This window comes from Diaphorobacter sp. HDW4B (assembly GCF_011305535.1).
Taxonomy (GTDB): Bacteria; Pseudomonadota; Gammaproteobacteria; order Burkholderiales; family Burkholderiaceae_C; genus Diaphorobacter_A.
Genome location: NZ_CP049905.1, coordinates 2,619,983 through 2,645,239 on the forward strand (window position 1 = coordinate 2,619,983; position 25,257 = coordinate 2,645,239).

Genomic DNA, 25,257 nt, shown 5'->3' on the forward strand with positions numbered 1-25,257 from the left:
ACAGAATAGTTATGCCAGTTTTGTCAGAGCGCCGCAGCCATTCGGGGCTCCTTTGCTACCCGCAACAGAACCGAAGACAACTCCAGCTGCTCTAGCGGTTGATGCTCTTTTGCACTTGACCGAGGGCTGGCGATTCTTGTCCGCTGCGTTATCGTCGACGCTCGGAAATGCGCCGGCACAAGCAGTCCACTTTGCATACTACGCTGAATTGAGGGCAGCTATTTCGCTCCTATCATCCCATGGCATGCGAGTCAGCAACCGAGATAACAGCTATGTGGAGCGTAACGGTGCATCCAGAGTGCCTACTTGGCAAAAGACGGCTACGCACACGGTTGTCTGGGAGCTTTGGAAGGCATGGGCGACTACCCCGGCGGCCGAAGCGCTTTTGCTTGATCAACTGAGAATTCTCCCATCAGTCACGATCGGCGCTTTAAAGGCTTCCGTCGGTCGTGTCGCGGTGAACCCCACTTTGACTCGCTGGGCGCTCGATCTTGCTATGGGGAACGAACACACCGCGAGAAACCAAGCAAGTTACGAAACACCGATGGCTAGGGTTCCGCTGCAGAAAATGCAGGTCTCGGACTTCGAGTTTGTGCGCGATTTATGGACGCTGGCAGAGCCCACCGGTTTTGGGCTGAGATTTGAGCAGGAGTTGGTCAGATATCTTGTGAACGAAGAGCTGAATGACGACACCAGCGCAATGAACGAGACCGCGCGAAACGCGTGGCGACAACGCCTCGTCGCCGATTTAGAGCGAAGTACTGGTACGCCCCGTGCGACACTTGAAGCCTTCTTCGACAATAGCGTACCTCCGTCACCGATTTTCCAGAAGGCTTTCGATAGTGATGTGAAGCCAACGAACATGATTGCTCGTGCCTTTTTCTTGCTTCGTCTGGCAACCCTGATGCCGAACAGCGCATTGGCTAGCTACCCAGCAACACCTGCTAAGGATTGGCTCAAGGACTGGTTGGAGCACGCAGGAATTTTCGATCCCTCAGCTGGTTCACCACCTGATGAGAAATGGATGGACTTTGAGTATCTGAGTCGACTCGATTTGCCGCAATTGCCATTGCCTGCGGAATTGCACTCAACGTCGTCTCGTAGTATGGATACCCACATGCTATCGAGAGCGGACGCATTACTTGCTTGGAGTACTAGTCTTTGAAATACATGGGTTCCAAGCGTGCGATGCTTGGCAATGGGTTGGGCGAAATTTTAGAACGGATGGTAGGAAGACACGAGCGATTTGTTGATCTCTTCGCTGGTTCCGCCTCAGTTGCTTGGCACGTAGCGAGTCGTTATCCGATCGAAACTTGGGCGTTTGATCTCCAGCGTTACAGCGCAGTGCTGGCTGCTGCCGTGGTTCAACGGAACAAGCCGGCTGATCCAGTCAAACTTTGGACTGAGTGGTTGCGTCGTGCCGCCCTGCGTTTCCAGGCGGTTGATGTCCCCATGTCCAAAAACATCAATGAAGCTTTCGTTTTGAAAGCGCGTCACTGGGCAAGCAAATTTGACAAAACCAGCTTAGTTAACGCCTATGCAGGGCATTACTACAGTCCAGTTCAAGCGACTTGGATTCAAGCGTTGAGAGACTCGATCCCCTCAAAGTCTCCGGATAAGGAAATCTGCCTCGCTGCGCTTGTGATGGCCGCAAGCAAATGCGCCGCATCACCTGGTCATACCGCCCAACCATTTCAGCCAACTGACACGGCTTTGAAGTATCTGCAGATAAGTTGGCAACGAGATTTTTGTGTTGATGTACAGGTCGCACTTAATCAAGTCGCTCCACTTCATGCTCAGGTGGTCGGAGAGGCCCACGTCGAGGATGCTAACAAAGCAGCATCGCAACTAAGTCAGGGGGATCTCGTTTTTATCGATCCACCCTACTCTGCGGTCCAATATAGCCGTTTTTATCATGTGCTTGAAGCCATTGCTGTGGGAATTACCAGTCCCGTGTTCGGCGTTGGTCGTTACCCTCCGCTCAACGAACGACCTAGTTCGCAATACAGTCAGAAGACGACATCTCTATCCGCAATCCAGGAGCTTCTATCAACGTTGGCAGAGCGTGATGTTTCTGCGATCGTTACCTTTCCGGACCACGAATGCTCAAACGGTATTGATGCCAATTTGATTAAGAGCGCTGCATCCAAAATCTTTAAGGTCAAGACACATAGAGTGTCCAGCGTGTTCAGCACTTTAGGTGGCCCAGCGTCGAAAACGAGAGGGCCAAGGCTCGCACGAATGAGTGCAGATGAGATGATTCTGTGCATGGAACCTAAGTGAACTAGTTTCTCATTTGATGACTAACGGAGGTAGTGCGGATCTGTTGACACCAACTCTGTTTTGTCTGCACGCATGGTCTGCAAAATGGCACTTTGATTTACCAGCATTCGTGCAAGTTATTGGGTGCATGAGTATTATTCATTTTTGATCGCATCACCCAGTCCGTGAACACTCGGCAAGGCCTGAGGGAATTTCGGTCGATGGCAAGAAGTGAGGCATACCTCGCGGAGGCGATGGAAAAATGGAGCTTTACAGCTCCGTTCCTTGCATCGATTCCAGAGGGTGTCCCCTGCTTCAACATAAGGTGCGCGAAGTTTCCAACGCGATGGTCAATGATCTTCGTTTCGCCATTCGCGAGGCTCAAGGCTGAAATGGGCAACGCAGCGTCATGTTCATTGACGGGCGTACGTTTCTATCGAGTTGCGAGCGTGCGTCCACGTGCAAAGTATCACGGCCACAAGCGCAGCAATGACTCCAAAGTGCTCAGGGGCGTCGATACGTGTGGGACGCATGTTAGCCATGCATGTCACAACCGCCAGTGAGCAAGAGCGTAGGCAAGTGCAGTAACTATTCGCAGCGGTTCGGGAGTCTGCAAGTCAAAGCGTCGCAGTGGCATGGGTTGAGTGAGGCTATACGGGTGATCAGATCGCAGAGCATGGGATGACGCTTCAGATCGTCAAGCTTTAGCAATCAATGAAGGGCTTGGTCTTATCGCGTTGGCGCTAGGTGGTGGAGCGCGGCCTTGGATTGCTTGGCTACTTTTGCTGCTCAAGCTGAGATCACGAGCAGTAGCCCCAAGTATTGGCCGAATTAAGCTTTCTGGTTTGGGTTCTGCCCATGTTGCCCAATGCTCTGCCGTGGCTCGGAGTTTCATAACATGCCTAGAAAAAACCTCGATGGGGCCTACTCAAACGGTTTGAATAGAGCAAGTAGGGCACTCGCGACAACTGCGTCACCCATTCGCAGTTTTGTGTCGCGATTCGCAATTAATAAGGCGCCCTACGCCTACACACAGCATCAAACGTCAATGTTCCCCGCACGCAGCGCATTGGTTTCGATGAAGTCGCGGCGTGGCTCGACTTCGTCGCCCATCAGCATGGTGAACACGCGATCGGCTTCGATGGCGTCGTCGATCTGCACGCGCAGGAGGCGGCGCACTGCTGGGTCCATGGTGGTTTCCCAGAGCTGTTCCGGGTTCATTTCGCCCAGGCCCTTGTAGCGCTGGCGGGCTGTCGTGCGTTCGGCTTCGGAGATGAGCCATTGCATCGCGCCGCGGAAGTCGGTGACTTTTTCTTCCTTGGCTTTTTCGCCTTCGCCGCGTTGGGCCTTGGCACCTTCGGCGATGAGGTCGCGGAAGAGGTGGGCTTCTTCGTTCAGGGCTGCGTAGTCGGCGCCGTGCACGAAGTCCTGCGTGATGATGCTGCTCTTGATGTTGCCGTGGTGGTGGCGGCTGATGCGCAGGATCGGCTTGTCGGTGCGTGCGTCGAACTCGCCGGCCACGTCGGCGGGCACGCCGTTGGTGTTGAGTTCGCGCAGCTTGGCTTGCAGTTGAATGGCGCTGGCTTCGGCTTCCTGCACGGTGTCGAGCTTGATTTCGACGCCATCGGCAATCGCGCGCAGGGCTTCCGCGTCCATGAAGTTGGATAGGCGCTCGATGACGTGTTCGGCGTGCTGGTGCTTGCGGGCCAGATCGGCCAGTTCTTCGCCTTGCAGCACGCGTGGGTTGGTGCCGCCGGTGCTGATGCTGGCGTGGTTCAAGGCGATGCGCAGCAGGTAGTTGTCGAGCGCGGTGGCGTCCTTCAAATACAGTTCTTCCTTGCCGTTCTTCACCTTGTAGAGTGGCGGCTGGGCGATGTAGATGTGACCGCGTTCGCACAGTTCAGGCATCTGGCGGTAGAAGAAGGTCAGCAGCAGCGTGCGGATGTGGGCGCCGTCAACGTCGGCGTCGGTCATGATGATGATGCGGTGGTAGCGCAGCTTGTTCGGATCGAAGTCGTCCGATGCGCTCTTGCCGCTTTCCACGCTGGCCTTGCCGATGCCGGTACCGAGGGCTGTGATCAGCGTGATGATTTCCTGGCTGGAGAGCAGCTTTTCGTAGCGGGCTTTTTCCACGTTCAGGATCTTGCCGCGCAGGGGCAGGATGGCCTGGAACTTGCGGTCGCGGCCTTGCTTGGCGGAGCCGCCGGCGGAGTCACCCTCGACGATGTAGATTTCGCACAGGGCCGGGTCTTTTTCCTGGCAGTCGGCGAGCTTGCCTGGCAGACCCATGCCGTCGAGCACGCCCTTGCGGCGCGTCATTTCGCGGGCTTTGCGGGCAGCTTCGCGGGCGCGGGCGGCTTCGACGATCTTGCCGCAGAGCATCTTGGCGTCGTTCGGGCGCTCTTCCAGATAGTCGGTGAGGGCCTTGGCGACGATGTCTTCCACGGGCGCACGCACTTCGGAGCTGACCAGCTTGTCCTTGGTCTGGCTGGAGAACTTGGGCTCGGGCACTTTCACGGACAGCACGCAGCACAGGCCTTCGCGCATGTCGTCGCCGGTGACTTCGACCTTGGCTTTCTTGGCGAAATCGTTCTGTTCGATGTACTTGCCCATCACGCGGGTCATCGCGGCGCGCAGGCCGGTCAGGTGGGTGCCGCCGTCACGCTGCGGGATGTTGTTGGTGAAGCACAGGACTTGTTCGCCGTAGCTTTCGTTCCATTGCATCGCCACTTCCACACCGATTTCGGTGCCGGGAATGCCGCCGTAGGTTTCAGCGGGGCGCGTGCCGATGGCGTGGAAAGCGTTGGGGTGCAGCACTTTCTTCGTGCCGTTGATGAATTCGACGAAGCCCTTGACGCCGCCGGCACCGGAGAAGTCGTCTTCCTTGCCGGAGCGCTCGTCGACCAGGCGAATGCGCACGCCGTTGTTCAGGAACGAGAGTTCGCGCAGGCGCTTGGCGAGGATTTCGTAATGGAAATCGAAGTTTTCCTTGAAGATTTCGGTGTCGGGCAGGAAGCGCACTTCGGTGCCGCGCTTGTCGGTCGGGCCGACGATCTTCATGGGGGAGATTTCAAAGCCATCGACGACTTCGATGATGCGGTTCTGCACGTGGCCGCGCGAGAAGTCGATCTGGTGGATCTGGCCGTCGCGGCGCACCACGAGTTTGAGCTTGATCGACAGCGCGTTCACGCAGGACACGCCCACGCCGTGCAGACCGCCCGAGACCTTGTAGCTGTTCTGGTTGAACTTGCCGCCCGCGTGCAGTTCGGTCAGCGCGATTTCGGCGGCCGAGCGCTTGGGCTCGTGCTTGTCGTCCATCTTCACGCCCGTGGGGATGCCGCGGCCGTTGTCGATGACGCTGATGGAGTTGTCGGTGTGGATGGTGACGACGATGTCGTCGCAGAAGCCGGCGAGCGCTTCGTCGATGGAGTTGTCCACCACTTCGAAGACGAGGTGGTGCAGGCCGGTGCCGTCGGACGTGTCGCCGATGTACATGCCGGGACGCTTGCGCACGGCCTCCAGGCCTTCGAGGATCTGGATCGCGCCTTCGCCGTAGCCGTCACTGCCGGACGCCGCTGACGTGGGCGATGTCGCGCCGTTGTTCGCGGTGGGCTCTTCAGGGGTTGGCTGCGTGTTCTCTGCGGTCATGGAGGAATGCTTTCTCTCGTTCACCTGACCGTCCCGAGGGGGCGGTCAATGTAAAAAATCGTTCAAAATTTCAGTCCATCAAATGATCAAATGGCTGCCATCGCTCGGATTACAAGCCATGGCAGCCCTGATGAAATGATGTGTGATCAGTGCGTCGGTGTGCGTTCCTGAACCTTAGATGCGCATTGGCATCACCACGTACTTGAAATGCTCGTTGTCGGGAATGGTCAGCAGCGCGGAGCTGTTGTTGTCCGACAGGTCCACCTTCACCATGTCCTGGCTCATGTTGGTGAGCGCGTCGATCAGGTAGCTCACGTTGAAGCCGATCTCGATGTTGTCACCACCGTAGTCGATGTCGAGCTCGTCCACGGCTTCTTCCTGTTCGGCGTTGTTGGACGCCACGCGCAGCAGACCGGGTTCGAGGTTCAGGCGCACGCCCTTGAACTTGTCGCTGGTCATGATGGCCGTACGTTGCAGGCTGGCCAGCAGCGGCGCGCGACCCAGCGTGATGCTGTTCTTGTGGTTCTTCGGAATCACACGGTTGTAGTCGGGGAACTTGCCCTCGACCAGCTTGGTGACGAATTCCATGCCGCCGAACGAGAACTTCGCCTGGTTGTTGGCGAACTGCATTTCGATGGCGCCATCGGCGTCGGACAGCAGGCGCTGCAGTTCCAGCACGGTCTTGCGCGGCAGAATCACTTCCTGCTTGGGCACTTCGACGTCGAGCGTGGCGCTGGAGAACGCGAGGCGGTGACCGTCGGTGGCGACCAGGCTCAGCTTGTTGCCTTCGGCGACGAACAGGATGCCGTTCAGGTAGTAGCGGATGTCCTGTACGGCCATCGCGAACGAGACCTGGCTCATCAGGTTCTTGAGCACCTTCTGCGGCACGCTGAATGCGGGGCCGAAACCGGCGGCTTCCTGCACCAGCGGGAAGTCTTCGGCGGGCAGGGACTGCAGCGTGAAGCGGCTCTTGCCACCCTTGAGGATCAGCTTGTTCTGGCTGGTCTCCAGGCTCACGGTCTGGTCCGAAGGCATGGTCTTCAGGATGTCGATGACTTTTCGCACGCCCACCGTGGTGGTGAACTCGCCCGTGTCGCCGCCGAGCTCGGCGGTCGTGCGGATCTGGATTTCCAGGTCGCTGGTGGTGAGCTGCAAGGCGTTTCCTGTCTTGCGGATCAGCACATTTGCGAGGATGGGCAGGGTGTGGCGGCGTTCGACGATGCCGGACACCGATTGCAGTACTGCGAGGACCTTGTCTTGTGTTGCCTTCAGGACAATCATGTCTTCAACCTTGGTTGGTTTTGGAATGCAAAAAGGGATGCGAAAACGGTTTGCGGGCGATTCTTGCGACTGCGGGCTTGCTGCTCCCTCTCAAGAGCCGGGCCCGTTCGCCCAAACTGGCATTTTGCCTGTGATCTGAAACAAATTTCATGGCAAATCATCACGGAACAAATTACCCCTTGAGCGTTTGTTCCAGCACGTGCAGTTGCTGGTTGAGTTCGGTGAGCTGCTGACGCTCTGCGGCGATCTTGCGAACCGCGTGCAGCACTGTCGTGTGGTCGCGGCCACCGAACAATTCCCCGATCTCGGGCAGGCTCTTCTGGGTCAGCTCCTTGGCCAGGTACATGGCAATCTGGCGCGGGCGGGCGATGCTCGCCGGACGCTTCTTGCTGTACATGTCGGCGACCTTGATCTTGTAATAGTCGGCCACCGTCTTCTGGATGTTTTCCACCGAGATCTGGCGATTCTGGATCGACAGCAGATCGCGCAGCGCCTCGCGCGCCAGCTGGATCGACACTTCTTTCTGGTTGAAGCGCGAATAGGCGAGGATCTTGCGCAGCGCGCCTTCGAGCTCACGCACGTTGGAGCGCACGTTCTTGGCCACGAAGAAGGCCACTTCCTCGGGCATGTCGGCGTTTTCGGCGCGGGCCTTGTTGATCAGGATCGCCACGCGCATTTCCAGCTCGGGCGGCTCGATGGCGACGGTGAGGCCGGAGTCGAAACGCGAGACCAGACGCTCGTGGATGTTGGCCAGACCCTTGGGATAGGTGTCCGACGTCATCACGATGTGGCTCTTCTTGGCGAGCAGTGCTTCGAAGGCATTGAAGAATTCTTCCTGCGTGCGGTCCTTGTTGGCAAAGAACTGCACGTCGTCGATCAACAACAGATCGAGTGAGTGATAGCGAGCCTTGAAGTCGTCGAAGGTGCGGCGCTGGTATGCCTTAACCACATCCGAGACGAACTGCTCGGCGTGAATGTAGAGAACTTTGGCATCCGGCTTGTCGGCCAGCAGCTTGTTGCCCACGGCGTGCACCAAGTGGGTCTTGCCGAGGCCGACCCCGCCGTAGATGAACAGCGGGTTGTACAGATGTCCGGGCGACGCGGCCACGTGCATGGCGGCGGAGCGGGCCATGCGGTTGGCCGTACCTTCGACCAGCGAGTCGAACGTGAGGGCCGGATTCAGGCGCGAGCGGAACGGCGTGGCACCACCATCTTCACCCGTGGGGGAGCTGGGTTCTGGTGCGGCAACGGGCTCTGGCTGGGCAGCGGGTTGCGGAGGAATGTATTTGCGGACAACGCTTTCACGCTGAGCGAGTGCTAACTCCAGGGGGATGGGCTGACCATACAGACCTTCCAGAATGGCGGAGATGCGGCCCGCGTATTGCGCACGGATCCAGTCGAGTTTGAAGCGGTTGGCAACCAGCAATGTGACCTTGGAGAGGTCAGGCTCCACCTGGGCGGCCAGAGGCTTGATCCAGGTGTTGAACTGCAGCTCGGGCAGCTCCTGCGCAAGCTGCTCGACACAGGCTTGCCACAGTCCTTGCCCAGCGTCCGAGCCGGACTCGTCGTGGGCGGTGTTGGAGGGTTCCTCGATCATTTCAGGGGAATTCTAGTTGTGGATAGGAGGAACATTGAAGGACCCCCATTGTACCTTCCGCGCGGAGTTATCCACAATTTCTCCGCATAACTCCCACAACTCGCCCACACATTTATTCACGGTTTTGGTGCACTCTCCTTGGCAAAGTCGTGCGCGGCTGCGTAAAAAAACGACAATTCCCGGGGATTGCAAGAATCTTCCAAGCCTGCAATAATCGCCGGTTTCCCTGAACCCGTTCAGGGTGATCCAGCCCGGGTCATCGTTATCTTTCTTGGTCTCAAGAGAGATAACACGATAAATCCGGGAATGTCTGGCGGGCTTTCGGCCGATCGAAGCCGGGCCTGTAACTGAACTATCAAGGAATTTTTGATCATGAAACGCACATACCAGCCATCCAAGACCCGCCGCGCACGTACCCACGGCTTCCTGGTTCGCATGAAGACCCGCGGTGGCCGCGCCGTCATCAACGCTCGCCGCGCCAAGGGCCGCAAGCGTCTGGCTGTCTAAGGTCTTGCCGACTGCTGGGTTTGGCTTCCGCATGTGATGCCAGACCCCGGTTGCAAGCCCTTCCAATCCGCGCAGGGCGTTGCTTTGGCGCTTATGCACCGATTGAAAACCCGCCCACAGTTTCAGGCTGCCATGGCGGGTGGAACTGTTTCCCGCACACCGCACTTTGCCCTGCATCGACTGGGTCTGGTGCCGCCGGACGGTGAAACCCCCAAGGCACAAGCCGAAACGAGCACATCCACAGACGGGTCTGGCAGCGTGCCGCAAGAGCAGCACGCCGCACAGGCCCTGTTTGTCGTTCCCGCTCACGAAAACGCTGGCCCGTGGCTGGGCGCGATGGTGCCCAAGCGCTGGGCACGCCGCGCCGTCACGCGCAACACCATCAAGCGCCAGATCTATGTGGCAGGTGCGGACTTCGAGTCGCAACTGCCCGTGGCGGCGCATGTGGTGCGACTGCGCTCCACCTTCGACCGCAAGCAGTTTCCCAGCGCCACTTCGGATGCGCTGAAAGCCGCCGTGCGCGAAGAGCTCAAGCAGCTTTTTTCGTATGCGGTGCGGCCTCAGAAAACATCCAAAGCGCCCAAGGCACCCAAGCCCCCCGGGGAGAACCCATGATCGTGCGCAACGCGCTCATGGGACTGGTGCGCGGCTATCGGCTGCTGCTTAGCCCTTGGCTTGGCTCGGCTTGCCGTTTCGAGCCGACCTGTTCGGTTTATGCTCTCGGGGCTTTGGAAAAACATGGTGCAGCAGGCGGCAGCTATCTCACGGTGGCCCGGCTTGCGCGCTGTCATCCCTGGTGTGACGGAGGGCACGATCCCGTGCCGCAGGAGCTGCCGCGTGCATTGCGGTTGTTCTCGCGACATGTGCCGCCGCCTTCCTCCTCTTCATCCGCTTCCTCTTCTACGAAGACTTCATGAACGATATTCGCCGCACCATACTGTGGGTGATATTTGCCTTCTCGCTGGTTCTCCTGTGGGACAAGTGGCAAGTACATAACGGCCAGAAAGCCACCTTCTTCCCGGTTCCGCAAGCGCAGACCGCCAAGTCGCCTGCAAGCGCTGCTTCGTCCGACGCGAGCGTGCCTACCGCATCCGCTGCGGCCGGCACGGGCGCAAGCGATGTGCCCGGCGCTGCTGCACCTGCGGCTCCCGCTGCCGTGCCACGTCAGGACGTGGTCATCACCAGCGACGTGCTGCGCCTGACCTTCGACAGCGAAGGCGGCTCGCTCAAGCATGCCGAGCTGCTGCAGTATTTCGACAAGTCCACGCCGCCCCAGCCCGTGGTGCTGTTCGACGACTCGGCCACGCACAAGTATTTCGGCCAGACCGGCCTGATCGGCGGCACCTTCCCGACCCACAAGACCGCGATGACCGTGCAACCCGGCGCGCGTGAACTGAAGGACGGTCAGGATTCCGTGCAACTGCGCTTCGAATCCGCGGAAGTCGGCGGCGTCAAGCTGATCAAGACCTACACCGTCAAGCGCGGTGCCTACGACGTGACGGTTCAGCACGATGTGGTGAACAACAGCGGCGCTGCCGTGAACCCACGTCTGTACATGCAGCTCGTGCGCGACAACACCGAGTCCGGCGACCAGACTCCGTTCTACTCGACGTTCACCGGCCCGGCCGTGTACACCACCGAGAAGAAGTACCAGAAGGTCACCTTCAAGGACATCGACAACAACAAGGTGAGCATCGAGAAGACCTCGGATGCGGGCTTTGTGGCGATGGTCCAGCACTACTTCGCCAGCGCCTGGCTGCTGGCGGACGGCACACAGCGCGAAAACTTCGTGAACAAGGTGGGCGACAAGCTCTACGCTGCCGGCATGATCACGCCCGTGGGCACCGTGGAGCCCGGCCAGACCAAGTCGGTCAGCGCACGTCTGTTCGCGGGTCCGCAGGTCGAGCCGATGCTGGAAAAGCTCGCGCCCGGTCTGGAACTGGTCAAGGACTATGGCTGGCTGACCATTCTGGCCAAGCCGCTGTACTGGCTGCTGTCCGAGCTGCACAAGTTCATCGGCAACTGGGGCTGGTCCATCGTGGCGCTGGTGCTGCTGCTGAAGATCGCTTTCTACTGGTTCAACGCCAAGGCTTATGGTTCGATGGCCAAGATGAAGGCCATCAACCCCAGGATTCAGGAAATGCGTGAGCGCCTGAAGGACAAGCCGCAGCAGATGCAGCAGGAGATGATGCGCATCTACCGCGAGGAAAAGGTCAACCCGATGGGTGGCTGCCTGCCTATCCTGATTCAGATGCCGGTGTTCATGGCGCTGTACTGGGTGTTGCAGTCGAGCGTGGAAATCCGCAACGCACCATGGATCGGCTGGATTCATGACCTGTCGGTGCCGGATCCGTTCTTCATCCTGCCGCTCTTGATGACCCTGTCTTCGCTGCTGCAGACTGCGCTGAACCCCGCACCGCCAGATCCAATGCAGGCCAAGCTCATGTGGATCATGCCGCTGATGTTCTCGGTGATGTTCTTCTTCTTCCCGGCCGGCCTCGTGCTGTACTGGCTGACGAACAACATTCTGTCCATCGCTCAGCAGTGGATCATCAACACGCGAATGGGTGTTCCGCCGCAGTTCAACTTGCCGAAGTTCAAGTGACATCCCCCTGAGGCGCTTTGCGCCTTCCCCCTTCTCTCTGCGCGCTTCGCGCTCCGGGAAGGGGGACACCGCCATCGCCGCGAGGCGGCTCTTGCTCGGCGGTTGCTCGCATGGCCTGCTCCGCGGCCTTCTGATTTCAAAATCACTTTCGCTTGAGCGTTTATCCCTAGCTAAAACCAACAAAGGCCGCTACGCGGCCTTTGTCGTTTTCGGTAGCATGCAAATTCCTTTGTCTGCGGATGGCACAAGCTTTGCAAGCGAAGACGACTGCCAATTCACAGGCATGACCTCAACACCTAGGAGTCAGGGATATGAATCGAGGAGCGAGTTTCAAGCGGGGAATTCTTGCGGCAGCGCTGCTGGCAGCCATCGGCAGCTCGGCCAGTGCTGTCACGCTGCGAACGGCCGGTGCCAATGACATTCTCACCACCGACCCGATGTCGCAGAACCACCAGACCACGCATGCCTACATGCAGCAGGTCTACGAAAGTCTGGTGCGCTACGACGACAAGTACCAGACCGTTCCGGCGCTGGCCACCAAATGGACGCAGACATCCCCCACACAGGTGCGCTTCGAGCTGCGCAAGGGCGTGAAATTCCATGATGGTGCACCGTTCACCGCCGACGACGTGGTGTTCTCGCTGACCCGTGCGGGCACCAAGCCATCGAACATGATCGCCTCGGTGGCGAGCATTCAGGAAGTCAAGAAGGTCGATGATTTCACCATCGATCTGATCTTGAAGGGCCCCAACCCCACGCTGCTGCGCGACCTGACCGAAGCGCGCATCATGAACAAGGCTTGGGCCGAGAAGAACAACTCCCTCAAGTCGCAGGACTACGCGGCCAAGGAAGAAAATTTCGCCTCGCGCAATGCCAACGGCACCGGCCCCTTCCAGCTCGTGAGCTGGCAGCCGGATGTGAAGCTGGTCTTGAAGAAGAACCCGAACTGGTGGGATACCCCGAAGGGCAACCTTGATGAGGTGGTGTTCACTCCGATCAAATCCGCCGCCACCCGCTCGGCCGCGCTGATCTCCGGACAGGTCGATTTCGTGGTCGATCCGCCGCCGCAAGATCTGGCCCGCATGAAGGCCAGCCCCGACATCAAGATTGTCGAAGGCGCGGAAAACCGCACCATCTATCTGGGGCTCGATCAGTTCCGCGACGAGCTCCCCGGCGCAGGCACGCCCGGCAAGAACCCGCTCAAGGACAAGCGCGTGCGTCAGGCGCTGTATCAGGCCATCGACACCGCCGGCATCCACGACCGGACCATGCGCGGCCTGTCGGTCACCGCAGGCACCATGGTCGCGCCCATGGTGCATGGCTGGAGCAAGGAACTCGACGCGCGTGCTTCCAAGTACGACGTCGAAGGCGCCAAGAAGCTGCTGGCCGACGCGGGCTATCCAAACGGCTTCTCGCTGAATCTCGAATGCCCGAACGACCGCTACGTCAACGACGAAGCCATCTGTCAGGCCGTGACCGCGATGTGGACCCGCATCGGCGTGAAGACCAACCTCAAGACCGCGCCGATGGCGCAGTACGTCACGCGCGTGATGAACGCCGAGGTCAGCGCCTACCTGTTCGGCTGGGGCGTTGCCACCTTCGATTCGCTGTACTCGCTCGACGCCCTCATGTCCACGAAGGATGGCAAGGGTGTGGGCACGTACAACGCGGGCCGTTTCAGCGATGCGAAGCTCGACGGCATGATCAACCAGATCAAGGTCGAGATGGACACGGGCAAGCGCGACGCGCTGATCAACGATGCGCTCAAGCTGGTCAAGGACGAGTACTACTACATCCCCGTTCACCACCAGATTCGCCCTTGGTCCATGCGCAAGGGCGTGACCACGCAACACCGCGCGGACGACCGCCCAATGCTGAACTGGACGACGCTGAAATAAGCATAGGAGCCGCCCTTCGGCTATCCTTGCAAAGCCCGCGCAAGCGGGCTTTTTCATGGGCTGGCTATGATCACAGCCCTCATTTGCGCCATTCATCGTCACACGCCCGCCATGCTTCCTCGCCACGCCGACCCCATCGTTGCCATTGCCACCGCTCCCGGACGCGGAGCCGTGGGGATCGTGCGGGTGTCGGGCAGGGGGATTGGCGGGTTTGTCGAGCAGCTGTTCGGGCGCAAGCTGAACCCGCGCGAGGCGCACTACCTGCCATTTCCCGATGCTGCGGGCCAGGCCATCGATCGCGGGCTGGCGCTGTTCTTCCCGGGACCGCACAGCTACACGGGTGAAGACGTGCTGGAGCTGCAAGCGCACGGCGGGCCGGTGGTTCTGCAACTGCTGGTGGCACGCTGCATGGAATTGGCGAAAACGGCGCTGCCGCAACTGCGCCTGGCCGAACCGGGCGAGTTCACCCAGCGCGCGTTCTTCAACAACAAGATCGATCTGGCGCAGGCCGAGGCGATTGCGGATCTGATCGACGCGAGCACCGAGGCGGCAGCGCGCAGCGCGGGGCGCTCGCTTTCGGGCGCGTTTTCCAAGGAAATTCACACGCTGCGCGATGCGCTGATCCATCTGCGCATGCTGGTCGAGGCGACGCTCGACTTTCCCGAAGAAGAGATCGACTTTCTGAAGAAGGCCGACGCGGCCGGTCAGTTGGAGCGACTGCAGACGCAGCTTGGCGCGGTGATGCAGCGCGCGCAGCAGGGCGCGTTGCTGCGCGAGGGCATCAAGGTGGTGATCGCCGGACAGCCGAATGCGGGCAAGAGTTCGCTGCTCAACGCGCTGGCGGGCGCGGAGCTGGCCATCGTCACGCCCATCGCAGGCACGACGCGCGACAAGGTGCAGCAGACCATTCAGATCGAAGGCGTGCCGCTGCATGTGATCGACACTGCCGGTCTGCGCGAGAGCAATGACGAGGTCGAGAAGATCGGCATCGCGCGTGCATGGGAAGAAATCAAGGCGGCGGATGCGGTGCTGTTCCTGCACGATCTGACGCGCGTGAACGAGCCGGACTACGCCACCGTGGATGTGCATATCGCCGCCGAATTGAGTGATCAACTGCACGAGCAGATTCCGGTGATCGATGTGTGGAACAAGACGGATGCGGCGACTTCCGTGATGGGGCAATTGCAACCCGGTCGCATGGCGCAGGTGCAGCTTTCCGCGCGCACGGGTGATGGTCTGGAGCAGCTGCGCCGCACGCTGCTGCAGATCGCCGGATGGCAGTCCGCACCCGAAGGCGTCTACATTGCGCGCGCGCGCCACATCGAGGCGTTGCGCGAAGTGGATGCGCATCTGATGGAGTCTGCCGCGCAGATTCACTCCGACAACCCGGCGCTGGATTTGCTCGCCGAGGAGTTGCGACTTTCGCAGAACGCACTCAACACGATCACGGGCGAGTTCACATCGGACGATCTGCTGGGCGTGATCTTCTCGTCGTTCTGCATCGGCAAGTGACGGGATGAGCGCGCGGGGCCAAGCGCCCCCGCCCCTGGAAACAATACACAAGGAGATGTCACGATGCCGCGTTTTGCAGCCAACCTGTCCATGCTCTACAACGAGCTGGATTTTCTGGACCGATTCGCCGCAGCGGCTGCCGATGGTTTTCAGGGCGTGGAGTTCTTGTTTCCGTATGCCTTCGCGGCGGAGCAGTTGGTCGAGCGCTTGAAGCAGCATGGCTTGAGTCAGGTGCTGTTCAATGCGCCCCCCGGTGACTGGGATGCGGGTGAGCGCGGCATTGCGTGTCTGCCGGGGCGCGAGGCGGAATTTCGCGACGGCATCGAGCAAGCGCTGAGCTACGCGCAGGCGCTGGCTTGCCCGCGCATTCACGTGATGGCGGGGCTGGTTCCGGCCAGTCTGGATTGCGCCGAGGCGCGGCGCATCTATGTGAAGAACCTGCGGCACGCGGCGCAGCGCGCAGGCGAGCATGGCATTGCGCTCATGCTGGAGCCGATCAACGGCCGCGACATGCCCGGCTATTTCCTCTCGCGTCAGGACGAGGCGCATGCGCTGGTGGCCGAGATCGGCGAGCCGAATGTACGGGTGCAGATGGATCTATATCACTGCCAGATCGTCGAGGGCGATCTGGCGGCGAAGATCCGCCATTGGCTGCCCGCTGGTGGCGTGGGCCACATGCAGATCGCCGGAGTGCCCGAACGGCATGAGCCCGATGTGGGCGAGATCAATTTCCCATACTTGTTCGAGTTGATCGACCGACTGGGATACGACGGCTGGATCGGCTGCGAGTACAAGCCCGCTCGTGGCGCTGTTCCGGGCGGGACGACGGATGGCCTTGGGTGGATCCGGACGTGTCTTCAAGCACGTGCCGCTTGAGAAATCTTCGAGAACTGATTAAATTGTGGGCAAATCTCCTCTGGTCCGCACAGAGACGTATGCCGCATCGGCTTTTCGAGGGGGCCCAGCGCGCATGCCTACTTGTGCGATTCTTACAATCACATTACCTTCCATGCCATGAATACGATCGTTACAAGAACCGATGGCAAGGTGGAGCTGCATGGTCTGGTGCAGGCCATCAGCCACGCCACGGCAGAAGACAGCCTGAACAATGTGCTCACCGCAGAGCAGTGGGATTTGTTGGCCCCCTATCTGCTGCCCGTGTCGCTGCCGGCGGGGCAGGTCCTTTTTCAGCAGGGAACGACGGATCGCACGCTGTATCTGCTGGAAAGTGGCACCCTGAGCGTGCACTTCGAAGACGAGAAGCAGCGCTTGCGACTGGCCATCGTCGGTCAGGGCTCGGTGGTGGGCGAGGGCGCGTTTTTCTCGCATCAGCCGCGCTCTGCCACGGTGCAGGCGGGTTCGCCCTGCAAGCTGTGGAGCCTGCCGGCCATGCGGTTCACCGAGTTGTCCAATCGCCAGCCAGCCGTGGCGCTGCACTTGGTGATGGCGGTGGGCGCGGTGCTGTCCAAGCGGCTCGGCAATCGCAAACGTCGGGTCGCGTCAACTTGATCCGTCAAATGTTGATTTAACGCACATCAAAAAAAGACTGGCGAACTTCGTGCTCGACAATTAGCATGCGCTCAAGGGGAGCGCTGTACACTTATTTGCTAATTTTTCAATGCGCTTCAATCTAGGTGCGCCATGTCTTTTCTAAGTTGGTTTTCTCGCGGCCCCGCCAAGGGTGCCCCGGCGCCCAAAGCGCCGCTCACTTCGACGCCTTCGGCTGGCTCTGCTGCTGCCGCAGCGGCGCAAGCGCGCGCGCCCAAACCAGCGGACTACGCCGAGCAACTGGCCCGCAAGAACGTGCGCATGGAGCGCCGCGAATCGCTGTACATGGTGGTTCGCGACGCGATGGTCCGTGCCGGGGTGTTGTCGGCCGGCTACAAATTCAAGGTGCTGTCGCTGGACCAACTGGGCCAGCAGTTCGTGGTCATGATCGACCTGGGCAGCGAGTACGGCAGCAGCACCGCACGTCTGAGCGAGATCGAGAGTCTGATCACCCAGAGCGCCAAGACGCGCTTCGAGATTCTGGTGACCGCCGTGTACTGGCGCATTTATGACAACGCCGCCATCGGTGTTCGCATGCGCCGCGCAACCGACAAGGAAGCCGCTCCGGCGACGACGTCGGGCTCGCCCAACACGCTGCGCGCTCCGATCATTCCGGTCGGCTCGTACGAGGCGCGGGTGTCCGCTCCTGCGCCGCTGCGTGGCAATTCCGGTCTGGCCCCTCTGAGCAGTGGCCGCATGCCACTCAACAGCGGTCGCATGCCGCTGAACAGTGCCCAGGCACCGTTGACGTCGAACACTGCTCAGGCACCGCTGCTCAGCCCGCGCGCAAGCCAGAGCAATGGCCATTACGACCCGATCGAGGACGATGAAGTCGCCGCCTTCAAGCGCGCGCTCAATGGTGCTGGTGGCATGGCATCCGGCGGTGCGCGTCCCGTGACGGCGGCGGATCGTCCGGGCACGACCGTACGCAGTGGGCCGATGTCACGCTCGCCGCTGCTCCAGCCGTCTGGCAATTCGGGCTTCGCGGATACGGAAATGCCAGCGGATTCGGCCAGCTCCGATTTGAGCGCCACCCAATACGGCGACCTTCACTGAGGCATCCCCCTGAGGCGCTTCGCGCCTTCCCCCTTCTCTCTGCGTGCTTCGCACTTCGGGAAGGGGGACAACGCCAGCGGCCTGGCGAAGCCAGTTCCGCGGCGTTTCTCGAATGGCCTACTCCGTGGCCTTCTGATGGTTGAGTGCAGCGCGGGTTTTGAGCGCTGCTGGCTGGACTGGCGCTGCTGATGTTGCTTCAGTGGCCTTCGAAATCCACCAGATTGAAGATCGACAGACCGGCGTCGCGCAGGCGCTGGGAGCCGCCCAGCTCGGGCAGGTCGACGATGACGGCGCCTTCGGTCACGGTGGCGCCTAGGCGTTCCAGCAGGTTCTTGCCAGCCATCATGGTGCCGCCGGTGGCGATGAGATCGTCGATCAGCAGCACGCGGTCGCCGGGTTTGACGGCGTCGGCGTGCAGTTCGACGGTCGCGCTGCCGTATTCGAGTTCGTAGGTTTCCTCGACCGTGGTGAACGGCAGCTTGCCCTTCTTGCGGATCGGCACGAAGCCGACGTTCAGCTCGTACGCGATCACTGCGCCGATGATGAAGCCGCGCGCATCCAGGCCCGCCACCACGTCGGGGCGCAGTTCCTTGTCCATGTAGCGGTGCACGAAGGCGTCGATGAGCACGCGAAACACCTTGGGGTCCTGCAGCAGCGGCGTGATGTCGCGGAACTGCACGCCGGGCGCGGGCCAGTCCGGCACGGTGCGCATGTGCTGGCGCAGGTATTCATTGACGCTCAGTGGGTGCTGCATGGTGGGTGCTCTGTCGTTTGGAGATGGATGGGATCGGGTCACTTGCCGCGCAGCAGCAGGTCTTCGGTCAGGGCCAGCGCCTTGGGCAGGCCGCGCAGCACGAGTGTATCGCCTTCGGCCAGCAGCGATGGATCGGCTGCATCGGCACTGACGGAGCCATTGGCGCGGCGCACGGCGACGAACTGCACCTCGCGCGTGCCCAGTGCCAGCTCGTGCAGCGCGCGGCCAAGGGCGGCGGCTCCGGAGGGCAGGGTGAAGGATTTCAGGCGCTCCTGATCGAGCTCGGCGGGCGTGTCGTCATCTGCGCCGTGGAAATAGTCGCGCAGCAACTGGTAGCGGCCTTCGCGCTGCTCGCGCACCAAGCGGATCACCCGGCGCATGGGCACGCCGACCAGCGCGAGCGCGTGGCTGGCCAACATCAGCGAGCCTTCGATGGCCTCGGGCACGACCTCGCTGGCTCCAGCGAGCTGCAGCTTGTCGAGATTGGCGTCGTCCACGGTGCGCACGATCACCGGCACATTCGGCGCGTGCTTTTTGATGTTGGCGAGCGTCTTGAGCGTGGCGTGGGTGTCCAGATGCGTGACGACCACCGCGCTGGCGCGCGCAAGGCCCGCCGCCATCAGCGCCTGCAGGCGGGTGGCGTCGCCGTAGACCACCGATTCGCCACCGGCAGCGGCCTGGTGCACGCGGTCGGGGTCGAGGTCGAGCGCCAGATAGGGGATGTTTTCGATCTTGAGCAGACGCGCCAGATTCTGGCCTGAACGACCGTAGCCGCAGATCACCACATGGTGATCGGTGTTGATGGCCTGGCGCGCAATCTGCGTCATTTGCAGCGATTGCAGCATCCAGTCGCTCGCGGCCAGTCGCATGACGATGCGGTTGCTGTACTGGATGAGCAGCGGCGTGAGCAGCATGGACACAACCATGGCCGCCAGAATCGGATTCTTGAGCGCGGGCTGCACCAGCCCTTGGGCGACGCTCAGCGACAGCAGCACAAAGCCGAATTCACCCGCCTGCGCCAGATAGATGCCGGTGCGCAGCGACACGCCGGCAGGCGACTTCATGAACCGCGCGATCGCAAAGATCACCACGCCTTTGAGCAGCATGGGCACGATGAGCAACAGCAGCACCAGCGCCCAGCGCTCCAGCAGGATGTGCCAGTCGAGCTGCATGCCGATGGTGATGAAGAACAGGCCCAGCAGCACGTCGTGGAACGGGCGGATGTCGGTCTCCACCTGGTGCTTGTATTCGGTCTCGGACACCAGCACGCCCGCGATGAAGGCCCCCAGCGCGAGCGACAGCCCGGCCAGCTCGGTCAGCCACGCCAAGCCCAGCGCGAACAGTAGCAGGTTGAGCATGAACAGCTCTTCGCTGTGGCGACGCGCGACGAGGTTGAACCACCAGCGCATCAGCCGCTGCCCACCGGTCAGCAAAATGGTGATCAGCGCGGCGGCCTTGAGCATTTCCAGCGGCAGTGCCCAGATCAACTTGTCGGGCGCGCCTCCCAGCGCGGGAATCAGGATCAGCAGCGGCACCACGGCCAGATCCTGGAACAGCAGAATGCCCATCACGCGGCGGCCGTGTTCGGTCTCCAGTTCGGCGCGCTCGGCCATCATCTTCACGACGATGGCGGTGCTGCTCATCACCAACGTGCCCGAGAGCGCCACAGCGGTCTGCCAGCTCATGTCCCACACGCGGCCCGCAAAGCGCGACAGCAGCATCAGCCCGATGAATGACAGCAGCATGGTCAGCACCACCTGCATGAGGCCAAGACCGAACACCAGCTTGCGCATGGCGCGCAGCTTGGGCAGGCTGAATTCGAGGCCGATGGCGAACATCAGAAACACCACGCCGAACTCGCCCAGATGGCGCACGCCCTCGGAATTGCTGGCCAGCGCGAGTGCATGCGGCCCGATCAACACCCCTGCTGCCAGATAGCCCAACATGGGCGGCTGCTTGAGCGTGCGGCAGACAACGACGGCCAGCACAGCGGCAAGCAGATAGAGCAGAGTGAGGGCCAGTGAGGACATGACTGATGCTAAACGAGCCAAGGGCCAACGCGCCCTATAAAATTCCCGAATGTCTACCTCTTTACCCACTCCCACCCATCCGTTCGACCCAGCCCGCGCCCTGCAGCTGGCGCGGGAGGCGCTTCGAGATGAGGCCCACGCGCTCGTGGCTCTCTCCGATCGTGTGGGAGATTCGTTCGTCAATGCGGTTTCCCGAATTCTCGCCACGCCCGGTCGTGTGGTGGTCATGGGCATGGGCAAGAGCGGCCATGTCGGTCGCAAGATCGCCGCGACGCTGGCGTCCACCGGCACGCCCGCATTCTTCGTGCACCCGGCCGAAGCCAGCCACGGCGATCTGGGCATGGTCACGCAGGGTGACCTGGTGCTGGGCATCTCCAACAGCGGCGAGGCCAACGAACTCACTGTGCTGCTGCCGGTCCTCAAGCGCCAGGGCGTGCCGCTGATCGCGATGACCGGCGGGCTGGAATCCTCGCTCGCCAAATATGCCGACGTCGTGCTCGACAGCGGCGTGGAGCGCGAAGCCTGCCCGCTGAATCTGGCACCCACTACCAGCACCACCGCGCAGATGGCGCTGGGCGATGCGCTGGCCGTGGCCTTGCTCGATGCACGCGGCTTTCGCACAGAAGACTTTGCGCGCTCGCATCCCGGTGGTGCGCTGGGTCGCAAGCTGCTCACGCTGGTGCGCGACGTGATGCGCTCGGGCGACGAGCTGCCGAGCGTGTCGGCCGATGCGTCGTTCAGTGATCTGATGCGCGAGATGAGCGCCAAGTCGCTGGGGGCTTCCACGGTCGTCGATGCCGAGGGCCATCTGCTGGGCATCTTCACCGATGGCGACCTGCGTCGCCGCATCGAGTCCGGCGGCGAACTGCTGGGCGCGAAGGCGGGCGAGGTCATGCACACCAAGCCGCGCACGATTCGCCCACAGGCGCTGGCCGCCGACGCGGCCGCGCTGATGGAGCAGCATTCGATCACCAGCGTGCTGGTCACGGACGAGCAGAACCAACTGCTCGGCATGGTGCATATTGGCGATCTGATGCGTGCAAAGGTCATTTGATGAGCAACTCGCAAACTGAAGCGGCGGTGACTTCGCTGCAACCAGCCATCCAGATCGATCCCGAACTTCTGCTGCGCGCGCAACCCGTGCGCGTGGTGTTCTTCGACGTGGACGGCGTGCTCACCGATGGCGGGCTGTATTTCTCGGAGCAGGGCGAGACGATCAAGCGTTTCAACACGCTGGACGGCCACGGCCTCAAGCTGCTGCAGAAGGCGGGCATCACGCCAGCCGTCGTCACCGGACGTGATTCGCCCGCGCTGCGGCTGCGCCTGAAAAATCTGGGCGTGGTGCACGCGCGCTTTGGTACCGAGGACAAGCGTCCCGCTGCCGAGGCGATTCTGGCCGAGTTGGGGCTCGATTGGAGCCAGGCCGCCGCCATGGGCGACGACTGGCCCGATCTGCCGGTGATGCGCCGCTCGGTGTTTGCCTGCGCGCCGCTGAACGCGCAGGTCGAGGTGAAGGCCAACGCGCACTACATCACCCAAGCCGCCGCCGGACAGGGTGCTGCACGTGAACTCTGCGACCTGTTGCTGGTGGCCAGCGGCAAGTATGCGCAACTGCTGGCGGAATACGCATGACCCTCAACGAGCGCATGCGCCGCGTCTGGGAGATCTTCTCCATCTACTTGCCGATCCTGCTGATGGGCTTGCTCGCGCTCGGCACCTGGTGGCTGGTGCGCAACGCCCCCAAGCCGCTGGAGCAGCCACAGCAGCGCGCGGTGTCGCACGAGCCCGACTACTACATGCGCGACTTCTCCATCAAGTCGTTCGACGCCACGGGCCGCCTGCAAAGCGAGATCCAGGGCGAGACGCTCAAGCACTTCATGGACACCGACACGCTGGAAATCCTGAAAGCCCGCATGCGCTCGATCAGCCCGGACGGCCGCGTGACGCTGTCCACGGCCAACCGTGCACTGTCGAACTCGGACGGCACGGAAGTGCAGCTCTTCGGCGACGCCGTCGTTACGCGCGAGGAATTCAAGAAGACCGGCGCCAAGCCCGTTCCGCCCATGCAGTTCAAGGGCGAATTCCTGCATGTCTGGCCGAACGAGGAACGCGTGAAGTCGCACCTGCCGGTCACGCTCACACGGGGTCCCGACCAGTTCACCGGCGACGCCATGGACTTCGACAACTACAGCCAGGTGCTGAACATGCGCGGCGACGTCAAGGGCAAGATGCAGCCGAGCCGGGTCACTTCGACCCTCACGCCCGCTCCTCGCAACAACCGGCCTTGAGGCCCCACCAGAACGAGAACGGAAACGCCGTCATGAACTCCTCCCCCCTGGTCTTCATCACCGGCGCTTCCAGCGGCATAGGCCAGGCGCTGGCCCTGCGCTATGCCAAGGCGGGTTTCCGGCTGGCGCTGGTCGCACGGCGTGTCGATGTGATGCAGGCATGGGCAGCGTCGCAGGGGCTGGGTGAAGACCGCTGCCGCTTCTATGGCGCGGATGTGGCCGAGATCGACAGCATCGTCGGCGCAGGAGAGCGCTGCATTCGGGAACAAGGCCTGCCCGACGTGGTGATCGCGAATGCCGGCATCAGCGTGGGCGTGGACACCTCGGAGCGCGAGGACATCGATCAGATGGCGCGCGTGTATGCGATCAACAACATCGGTCTCGCCGCCACCTTCCAGCCGTTCATCAAGCCGATGTGCGTGCGCGGCACTGGCACGTTGGTGGGCATTGCCAGCGTGGCAGGCATTCGCGGTCTGCCGGGGCATGGGGCGTATTGCTCCAGCAAGGCGGCCGTCATCAGCTATTGCGAGAGCCTGCGCGGTGAGCTGAACACACAGGGCGTGTCCGTCGTGACGATTCTGCCGGGCTATGTGGACACACCGCTCACGCAGGAGAACCGGTATTCGATGCCGTTTCTCATTTCGGCGGGGAAATTTGCGGACCGCGCGTTCCAGACCATCGAGGCCCGTACCAGCTACCGAGTGATTCCCTGGCAGATGGGCGTGGTCGCCAAACTGCTGCGCTTGCTGCCCAATTGGGCTTTCGACAAGGCGCTGCATGGGCGGGAGCGCAAGCATCGAGGAACTGTGTCGAAAAGCTGACGCTTATGGAGGCGTGCCACCAATGAAAAAGGCTCCCGAGGGAGCCTTTTGCCTGATGGCTGAATCCCGGTTGCCCGGGATCAGAAATCAATAGCCGTTGTTGCCGCCGCCGTAGCCGCCGCCACCGGAGCGACCACCGCCGCCACCGCCATTGCGCGAGCCAGCGCCGTAGGGGCTGCGGAAACCGCCTTCGCCACCACGACCACCACCGCCGCCGCCACCACCGTAGCCGCCGCCACCGGAACGGCCACCGCCGCCACCACCGTAGCCGCCGCCACCGCCGCCGAAACCACCGCCACCGCTACGGGGAGGACGTGGTTCCATTGGACGAGCTTCGTTCACGACGATGCTGCGACCGCCCATGGGCTGGCCGTTCATGCCGTTGATGGCCGCTTGCGCTTCAGCATCGCTGGCCATTTCTACGAAACCAAAGCCCTTGGAGCGACCAGTGTCGCGCTCCATCATGACTTTGGCGCTGGTCACGGCGCCGAACTGGCCAAAGGCCTGTTCCAGATCGCTATCGCGCACCGAGTACGGCAGGTTGCCGACGTACAGTTTGTTGCCCATCAAGGGACTCCTCAAGAACTAAGAAAAAAGTGATGGAGACTCGAAACCGCAGTCGGCTAATCGCACATGTGCTTTGAGCACAAATTTGACGGACCACCGCAACTTTGGCGTGAAAAATACCCCAGCCAAAACATTATGCGCCACAACTTCGAAAAAAATGCAAGTTCATGTGAGGCTGAATTCCGAAAACAGAAGATTCCTACAGCCTCACACTGACATTTTGAAAATCGGCTTGGTCCGGACTGTAATCAGTACAGACTGGCGCTGACAATCAGTAGCTGGCGCGGTCGTAACCGCCGCCGTTGCCACGGAAGCCACCGCGGTCACCGCCGAAACCGCCGCTGCGGGGTGGACGGGGTTCCATCGGACGAGCGATGTTGACCACCAGGTCGCGGCCGCCGTAGTTTTGGCCATGCGCGCCTTGGATGGCGGCTTGTGCTTCGGCTTCGTTGCCCATTTCCACAAAGCCGAAGCCCTTGGAACGGCCGGTGTCACGTTCCATCATGACCTTGGCGCTCAGCACGGCACCGAACTGACCAAAGGTCTGTTCCAGATCGCCGTCACGGAAAGAATAGGGCAGGTTGCCCACGTACAGTTTGTTGCTCATAAAACGAGGCTCTAAGAGATTTTTCTGAATAAGCGATGAGCCAACGCAGCCAACAAACCCGAAACGACTTCAATGATGCGAAATCGACTAACACCGCAATCGCAAATCTGTAACACAGAATGCTGAAACCATTATCGAGCATGACTTCGAGGAAAAAAGCGGGCGTTGGCGCGCCTGCAACACTTTGGATGGGGAATTACCCGTGGATGTGCGTCTTTTTAGGGGTAACTGTCTAGAAAACGACGGGTTCTCGCCGCCGCCAGTGCTTTGAAGGGA

Annotated in this window: 22 protein-coding genes; 15 read left to right on the top strand and 7 right to left on the bottom strand. The window is 61.0% G+C overall.

Translation table 11 applies throughout. From position 1 onward, the window contains the following. The first annotated feature begins 244 nt into the window (after positions 1-244). Together G7048_RS12070 and G7048_RS12075 are read left to right on the top strand one after the other, a co-directional pair. Entirely contained in the window at positions 245-1,165 is a 921-nt protein-coding gene (locus G7048_RS12070) for a hypothetical protein (protein ID WP_166068374.1), read from the top strand. A 5-nt stretch (positions 1,166-1,170) separates the two neighbouring features. Next, positions 1,171-2,283 (top strand): DNA adenine methylase, encoded by a 1,113-nt coding sequence (locus G7048_RS12075; RefSeq protein WP_166068375.1) that lies wholly within the window; start codon positions 1,171-1,173, stop codon positions 2,281-2,283. Between the two features lie 1,017 nt (positions 2,284-3,300). Here the strand turns inward: G7048_RS12075 and gyrB are convergent. The 3 genes from gyrB to dnaA form a co-directional block, all read right to left on the bottom strand. Then, a complete protein-coding gene (gene gyrB / locus G7048_RS12080) occupies positions 3,301-5,910 on the bottom strand; it encodes a DNA topoisomerase (ATP-hydrolyzing) subunit B (RefSeq protein ID WP_166068376.1) in 2,610 nt (869 codons plus the stop codon). A 174-nt stretch (positions 5,911-6,084) separates the two neighbouring features. Further along, positions 6,085-7,191, bottom strand: a complete 1,107-nt coding sequence (gene dnaN, locus G7048_RS12085; protein WP_166068377.1) for a DNA polymerase III subunit beta — start codon at positions 7,189-7,191, stop codon at positions 6,085-6,087. A 172-nt stretch (positions 7,192-7,363) separates the two neighbouring features. Continuing rightward, entirely contained in the window at positions 7,364-8,788 is a 1,425-nt protein-coding gene (gene dnaA, locus G7048_RS12090; RefSeq protein ID WP_166068378.1) for a chromosomal replication initiator protein DnaA, read from the bottom strand. 372 nt (positions 8,789-9,160) lie between these two features. Between dnaA and rpmH the strand changes: the two genes are divergently transcribed. The 9 genes from rpmH (at position 9,161) to G7048_RS12135 (ending at position 17,914) form a co-directional block, all read left to right on the top strand. Further along, complete coding sequence (rpmH, locus tag G7048_RS12095) at positions 9,161-9,295, top strand: 50S ribosomal protein L34 (RefSeq protein WP_005798102.1); 135 nt, start codon at positions 9,161-9,163, stop codon at positions 9,293-9,295. A 93-nt stretch (positions 9,296-9,388) separates the two neighbouring features. Further along, entirely contained in the window at positions 9,389-9,910 is a 522-nt protein-coding gene (locus G7048_RS12100) for a ribonuclease P protein component (protein WP_166068379.1), read from the top strand. Further along, on the top strand, positions 9,907-10,212 hold the full coding sequence (gene yidD, locus G7048_RS12105; protein ID WP_371747686.1) for a membrane protein insertion efficiency factor YidD: 306 nt from the start codon (positions 9,907-9,909) through the stop codon (positions 10,210-10,212). The genes G7048_RS12100 and yidD overlap by 4 nt, the downstream gene beginning before the upstream one ends. Further along, on the top strand, positions 10,209-11,900 hold the full coding sequence (gene yidC / locus G7048_RS12110; RefSeq protein WP_166068380.1) for a membrane protein insertase YidC: 1,692 nt from the start codon (positions 10,209-10,211) through the stop codon (positions 11,898-11,900). The genes yidD and yidC overlap by 4 nt, the downstream gene beginning before the upstream one ends. A 311-nt stretch (positions 11,901-12,211) precedes the next feature. Then, positions 12,212-13,798 carry an ABC transporter substrate-binding protein gene (locus G7048_RS12115; RefSeq protein WP_166068381.1) on the top strand — a complete coding sequence of 529 codons (1,587 nt, stop codon included), beginning with the start codon at positions 12,212-12,214 and terminating at the stop codon, positions 13,796-13,798. Between the two features lie 111 nt (positions 13,799-13,909). After that, positions 13,910-15,310 carry a tRNA uridine-5-carboxymethylaminomethyl(34) synthesis GTPase MnmE gene (gene mnmE / locus G7048_RS12120; protein WP_166070938.1) on the top strand — a complete coding sequence of 467 codons (1,401 nt, stop codon included), beginning with the start codon at positions 13,910-13,912 and terminating at the stop codon, positions 15,308-15,310. A 63-nt stretch (positions 15,311-15,373) separates the two neighbouring features. Beyond that, on the top strand, positions 15,374-16,186 hold the full coding sequence (gene otnI / locus G7048_RS12125) for a 2-oxo-tetronate isomerase (protein WP_166068382.1): 813 nt from the start codon (positions 15,374-15,376) through the stop codon (positions 16,184-16,186). A gap of 138 nt (positions 16,187-16,324) precedes the next feature. Beyond that, positions 16,325-16,819 (top strand): Crp/Fnr family transcriptional regulator, encoded by a 495-nt coding sequence (locus G7048_RS12130; RefSeq protein WP_166068383.1) that lies wholly within the window; start codon positions 16,325-16,327, stop codon positions 16,817-16,819. A 132-nt stretch (positions 16,820-16,951) separates the two neighbouring features. Beyond that, the gene (locus tag G7048_RS12135; RefSeq protein ID WP_166068384.1) at positions 16,952-17,914 is read left to right on the top strand and encodes a hypothetical protein; all 963 of its coding nucleotides are present in this window, start codon (positions 16,952-16,954) and stop codon (positions 17,912-17,914) included. A gap of 196 nt (positions 17,915-18,110) precedes the next feature. Here G7048_RS12135 and G7048_RS12140 read toward each other — a convergent pair whose 3' ends face one another. Further along, complete coding sequence (locus G7048_RS12140) at positions 18,111-18,668, bottom strand: adenine phosphoribosyltransferase (protein ID WP_166068385.1); 558 nt, start codon at positions 18,666-18,668, stop codon at positions 18,111-18,113. Positions 18,669-18,706: 38 nt separating this feature from the next. After that, positions 18,707-20,698, bottom strand: coding sequence for a monovalent cation:proton antiporter-2 (CPA2) family protein (locus G7048_RS12145; protein ID WP_166068386.1), 1,992 nt, complete (start codon positions 20,696-20,698; stop codon positions 18,707-18,709). Between the two features lie 49 nt (positions 20,699-20,747). Here G7048_RS12145 and G7048_RS12150 point away from each other — a divergent pair, with 49 nt between their 5' ends. The 4 genes from G7048_RS12150 to G7048_RS12165 are packed head-to-tail and all read left to right on the top strand — an operon-like array spanning position 20,748 to position 23,807. Next, on the top strand, positions 20,748-21,752 hold the full coding sequence (locus G7048_RS12150) for an SIS domain-containing protein (RefSeq protein WP_166068387.1): 1,005 nt from the start codon (positions 20,748-20,750) through the stop codon (positions 21,750-21,752). Continuing rightward, complete coding sequence (locus G7048_RS12155; RefSeq protein ID WP_166068388.1) at positions 21,752-22,330, top strand: HAD family hydrolase; 579 nt, start codon at positions 21,752-21,754, stop codon at positions 22,328-22,330. The genes G7048_RS12150 and G7048_RS12155 overlap by 1 nt, the downstream gene beginning before the upstream one ends. Beyond that, positions 22,327-22,986: an LPS export ABC transporter periplasmic protein LptC gene (lptC, locus tag G7048_RS12160; protein ID WP_166068389.1), complete on the top strand. Its 660-nt coding sequence runs from the start codon at positions 22,327-22,329 to the stop codon at positions 22,984-22,986. Before G7048_RS12155 ends, lptC begins: the two co-directional genes overlap by 4 nt. A gap of 32 nt (positions 22,987-23,018) precedes the next feature. Next, a complete protein-coding gene (locus tag G7048_RS12165) occupies positions 23,019-23,807 on the top strand; it encodes an SDR family oxidoreductase (RefSeq protein ID WP_166068390.1) in 789 nt (262 codons plus the stop codon). An 87-nt stretch (positions 23,808-23,894) separates the two neighbouring features. Here the strand turns inward: G7048_RS12165 and G7048_RS12170 are convergent, their stop codons facing one another. Then, on the bottom strand, positions 23,895-24,374 hold the full coding sequence (locus G7048_RS12170; protein WP_166068391.1) for an RNA-binding protein: 480 nt from the start codon (positions 24,372-24,374) through the stop codon (positions 23,895-23,897). A 271-nt stretch (positions 24,375-24,645) separates the two neighbouring features. After that, positions 24,646-24,981 (bottom strand): RNA-binding protein, encoded by a 336-nt coding sequence (locus G7048_RS12175; RefSeq protein ID WP_166068393.1) that lies wholly within the window; start codon positions 24,979-24,981, stop codon positions 24,646-24,648. Positions 24,982-25,257 lie beyond the last annotated feature (276 nt).

What these genes read in the sequence shown, in the direction of transcription:
- G7048_RS12150 (WP_166068387.1), top strand. Translation starts at nt 20,748, where the DNA reads ATGTCTACCTCTTTACCCACTCCCACCCATCCGTTCGACCCAGCCCGC.
- G7048_RS12070 (WP_166068374.1), top strand. Translation starts at nt 245, where the DNA reads ATGCGAGTCAGCAACCGAGATAACAGCTATGTGGAGCGTAACGGTGCA.
- G7048_RS12075 (WP_166068375.1), top strand. Translation starts at nt 1,171, where the DNA reads ATGGGTTCCAAGCGTGCGATGCTTGGCAATGGGTTGGGCGAAATTTTA.
- G7048_RS12130 (WP_166068383.1), top strand. Translation starts at nt 16,325, where the DNA reads ATGAATACGATCGTTACAAGAACCGATGGCAAGGTGGAGCTGCATGGT.
- rpmH (WP_005798102.1), top strand. Translation starts at nt 9,161, where the DNA reads ATGAAACGCACATACCAGCCATCCAAGACCCGCCGCGCACGTACCCAC.
- G7048_RS12135 (WP_166068384.1), top strand. Translation starts at nt 16,952, where the DNA reads ATGTCTTTTCTAAGTTGGTTTTCTCGCGGCCCCGCCAAGGGTGCCCCG.
- dnaN (WP_166068377.1), bottom strand. Translation starts at nt 7,191, where the DNA reads ATGATTGTCCTGAAGGCAACACAAGACAAGGTCCTCGCAGTACTGCAA.
- dnaA (WP_166068378.1), bottom strand. Translation starts at nt 8,788, where the DNA reads ATGATCGAGGAACCCTCCAACACCGCCCACGACGAGTCCGGCTCGGAC.
- gyrB (WP_166068376.1), bottom strand. Translation starts at nt 5,910, where the DNA reads ATGACCGCAGAGAACACGCAGCCAACCCCTGAAGAGCCCACCGCGAAC.
- G7048_RS12165 (WP_166068390.1), top strand. Translation starts at nt 23,019, where the DNA reads ATGAACTCCTCCCCCCTGGTCTTCATCACCGGCGCTTCCAGCGGCATA.
- mnmE (WP_166070938.1), top strand. Translation starts at nt 13,910, where the DNA reads ATGCTTCCTCGCCACGCCGACCCCATCGTTGCCATTGCCACCGCTCCC.
- G7048_RS12155 (WP_166068388.1), top strand. Translation starts at nt 21,752, where the DNA reads ATGAGCAACTCGCAAACTGAAGCGGCGGTGACTTCGCTGCAACCAGCC.
- yidC (WP_166068380.1), top strand. Translation starts at nt 10,209, where the DNA reads ATGAACGATATTCGCCGCACCATACTGTGGGTGATATTTGCCTTCTCG.
- lptC (WP_166068389.1), top strand. Translation starts at nt 22,327, where the DNA reads ATGACCCTCAACGAGCGCATGCGCCGCGTCTGGGAGATCTTCTCCATC.
- G7048_RS12145 (WP_166068386.1), bottom strand. Translation starts at nt 20,698, where the DNA reads ATGTCCTCACTGGCCCTCACTCTGCTCTATCTGCTTGCCGCTGTGCTG.
- G7048_RS12115 (WP_166068381.1), top strand. Translation starts at nt 12,212, where the DNA reads ATGAATCGAGGAGCGAGTTTCAAGCGGGGAATTCTTGCGGCAGCGCTG.
- G7048_RS12100 (WP_166068379.1), top strand. Translation starts at nt 9,389, where the DNA reads ATGCACCGATTGAAAACCCGCCCACAGTTTCAGGCTGCCATGGCGGGT.
- G7048_RS12175 (WP_166068393.1), bottom strand. Translation starts at nt 24,981, where the DNA reads ATGAGCAACAAACTGTACGTGGGCAACCTGCCCTATTCTTTCCGTGAC.
- G7048_RS12140 (WP_166068385.1), bottom strand. Translation starts at nt 18,668, where the DNA reads ATGCAGCACCCACTGAGCGTCAATGAATACCTGCGCCAGCACATGCGC.
- otnI (WP_166068382.1), top strand. Translation starts at nt 15,374, where the DNA reads ATGCCGCGTTTTGCAGCCAACCTGTCCATGCTCTACAACGAGCTGGAT.
- G7048_RS12170 (WP_166068391.1), bottom strand. Translation starts at nt 24,374, where the DNA reads ATGGGCAACAAACTGTACGTCGGCAACCTGCCGTACTCGGTGCGCGAT.
- yidD (WP_371747686.1), top strand. Translation starts at nt 9,907, where the DNA reads ATGATCGTGCGCAACGCGCTCATGGGACTGGTGCGCGGCTATCGGCTG.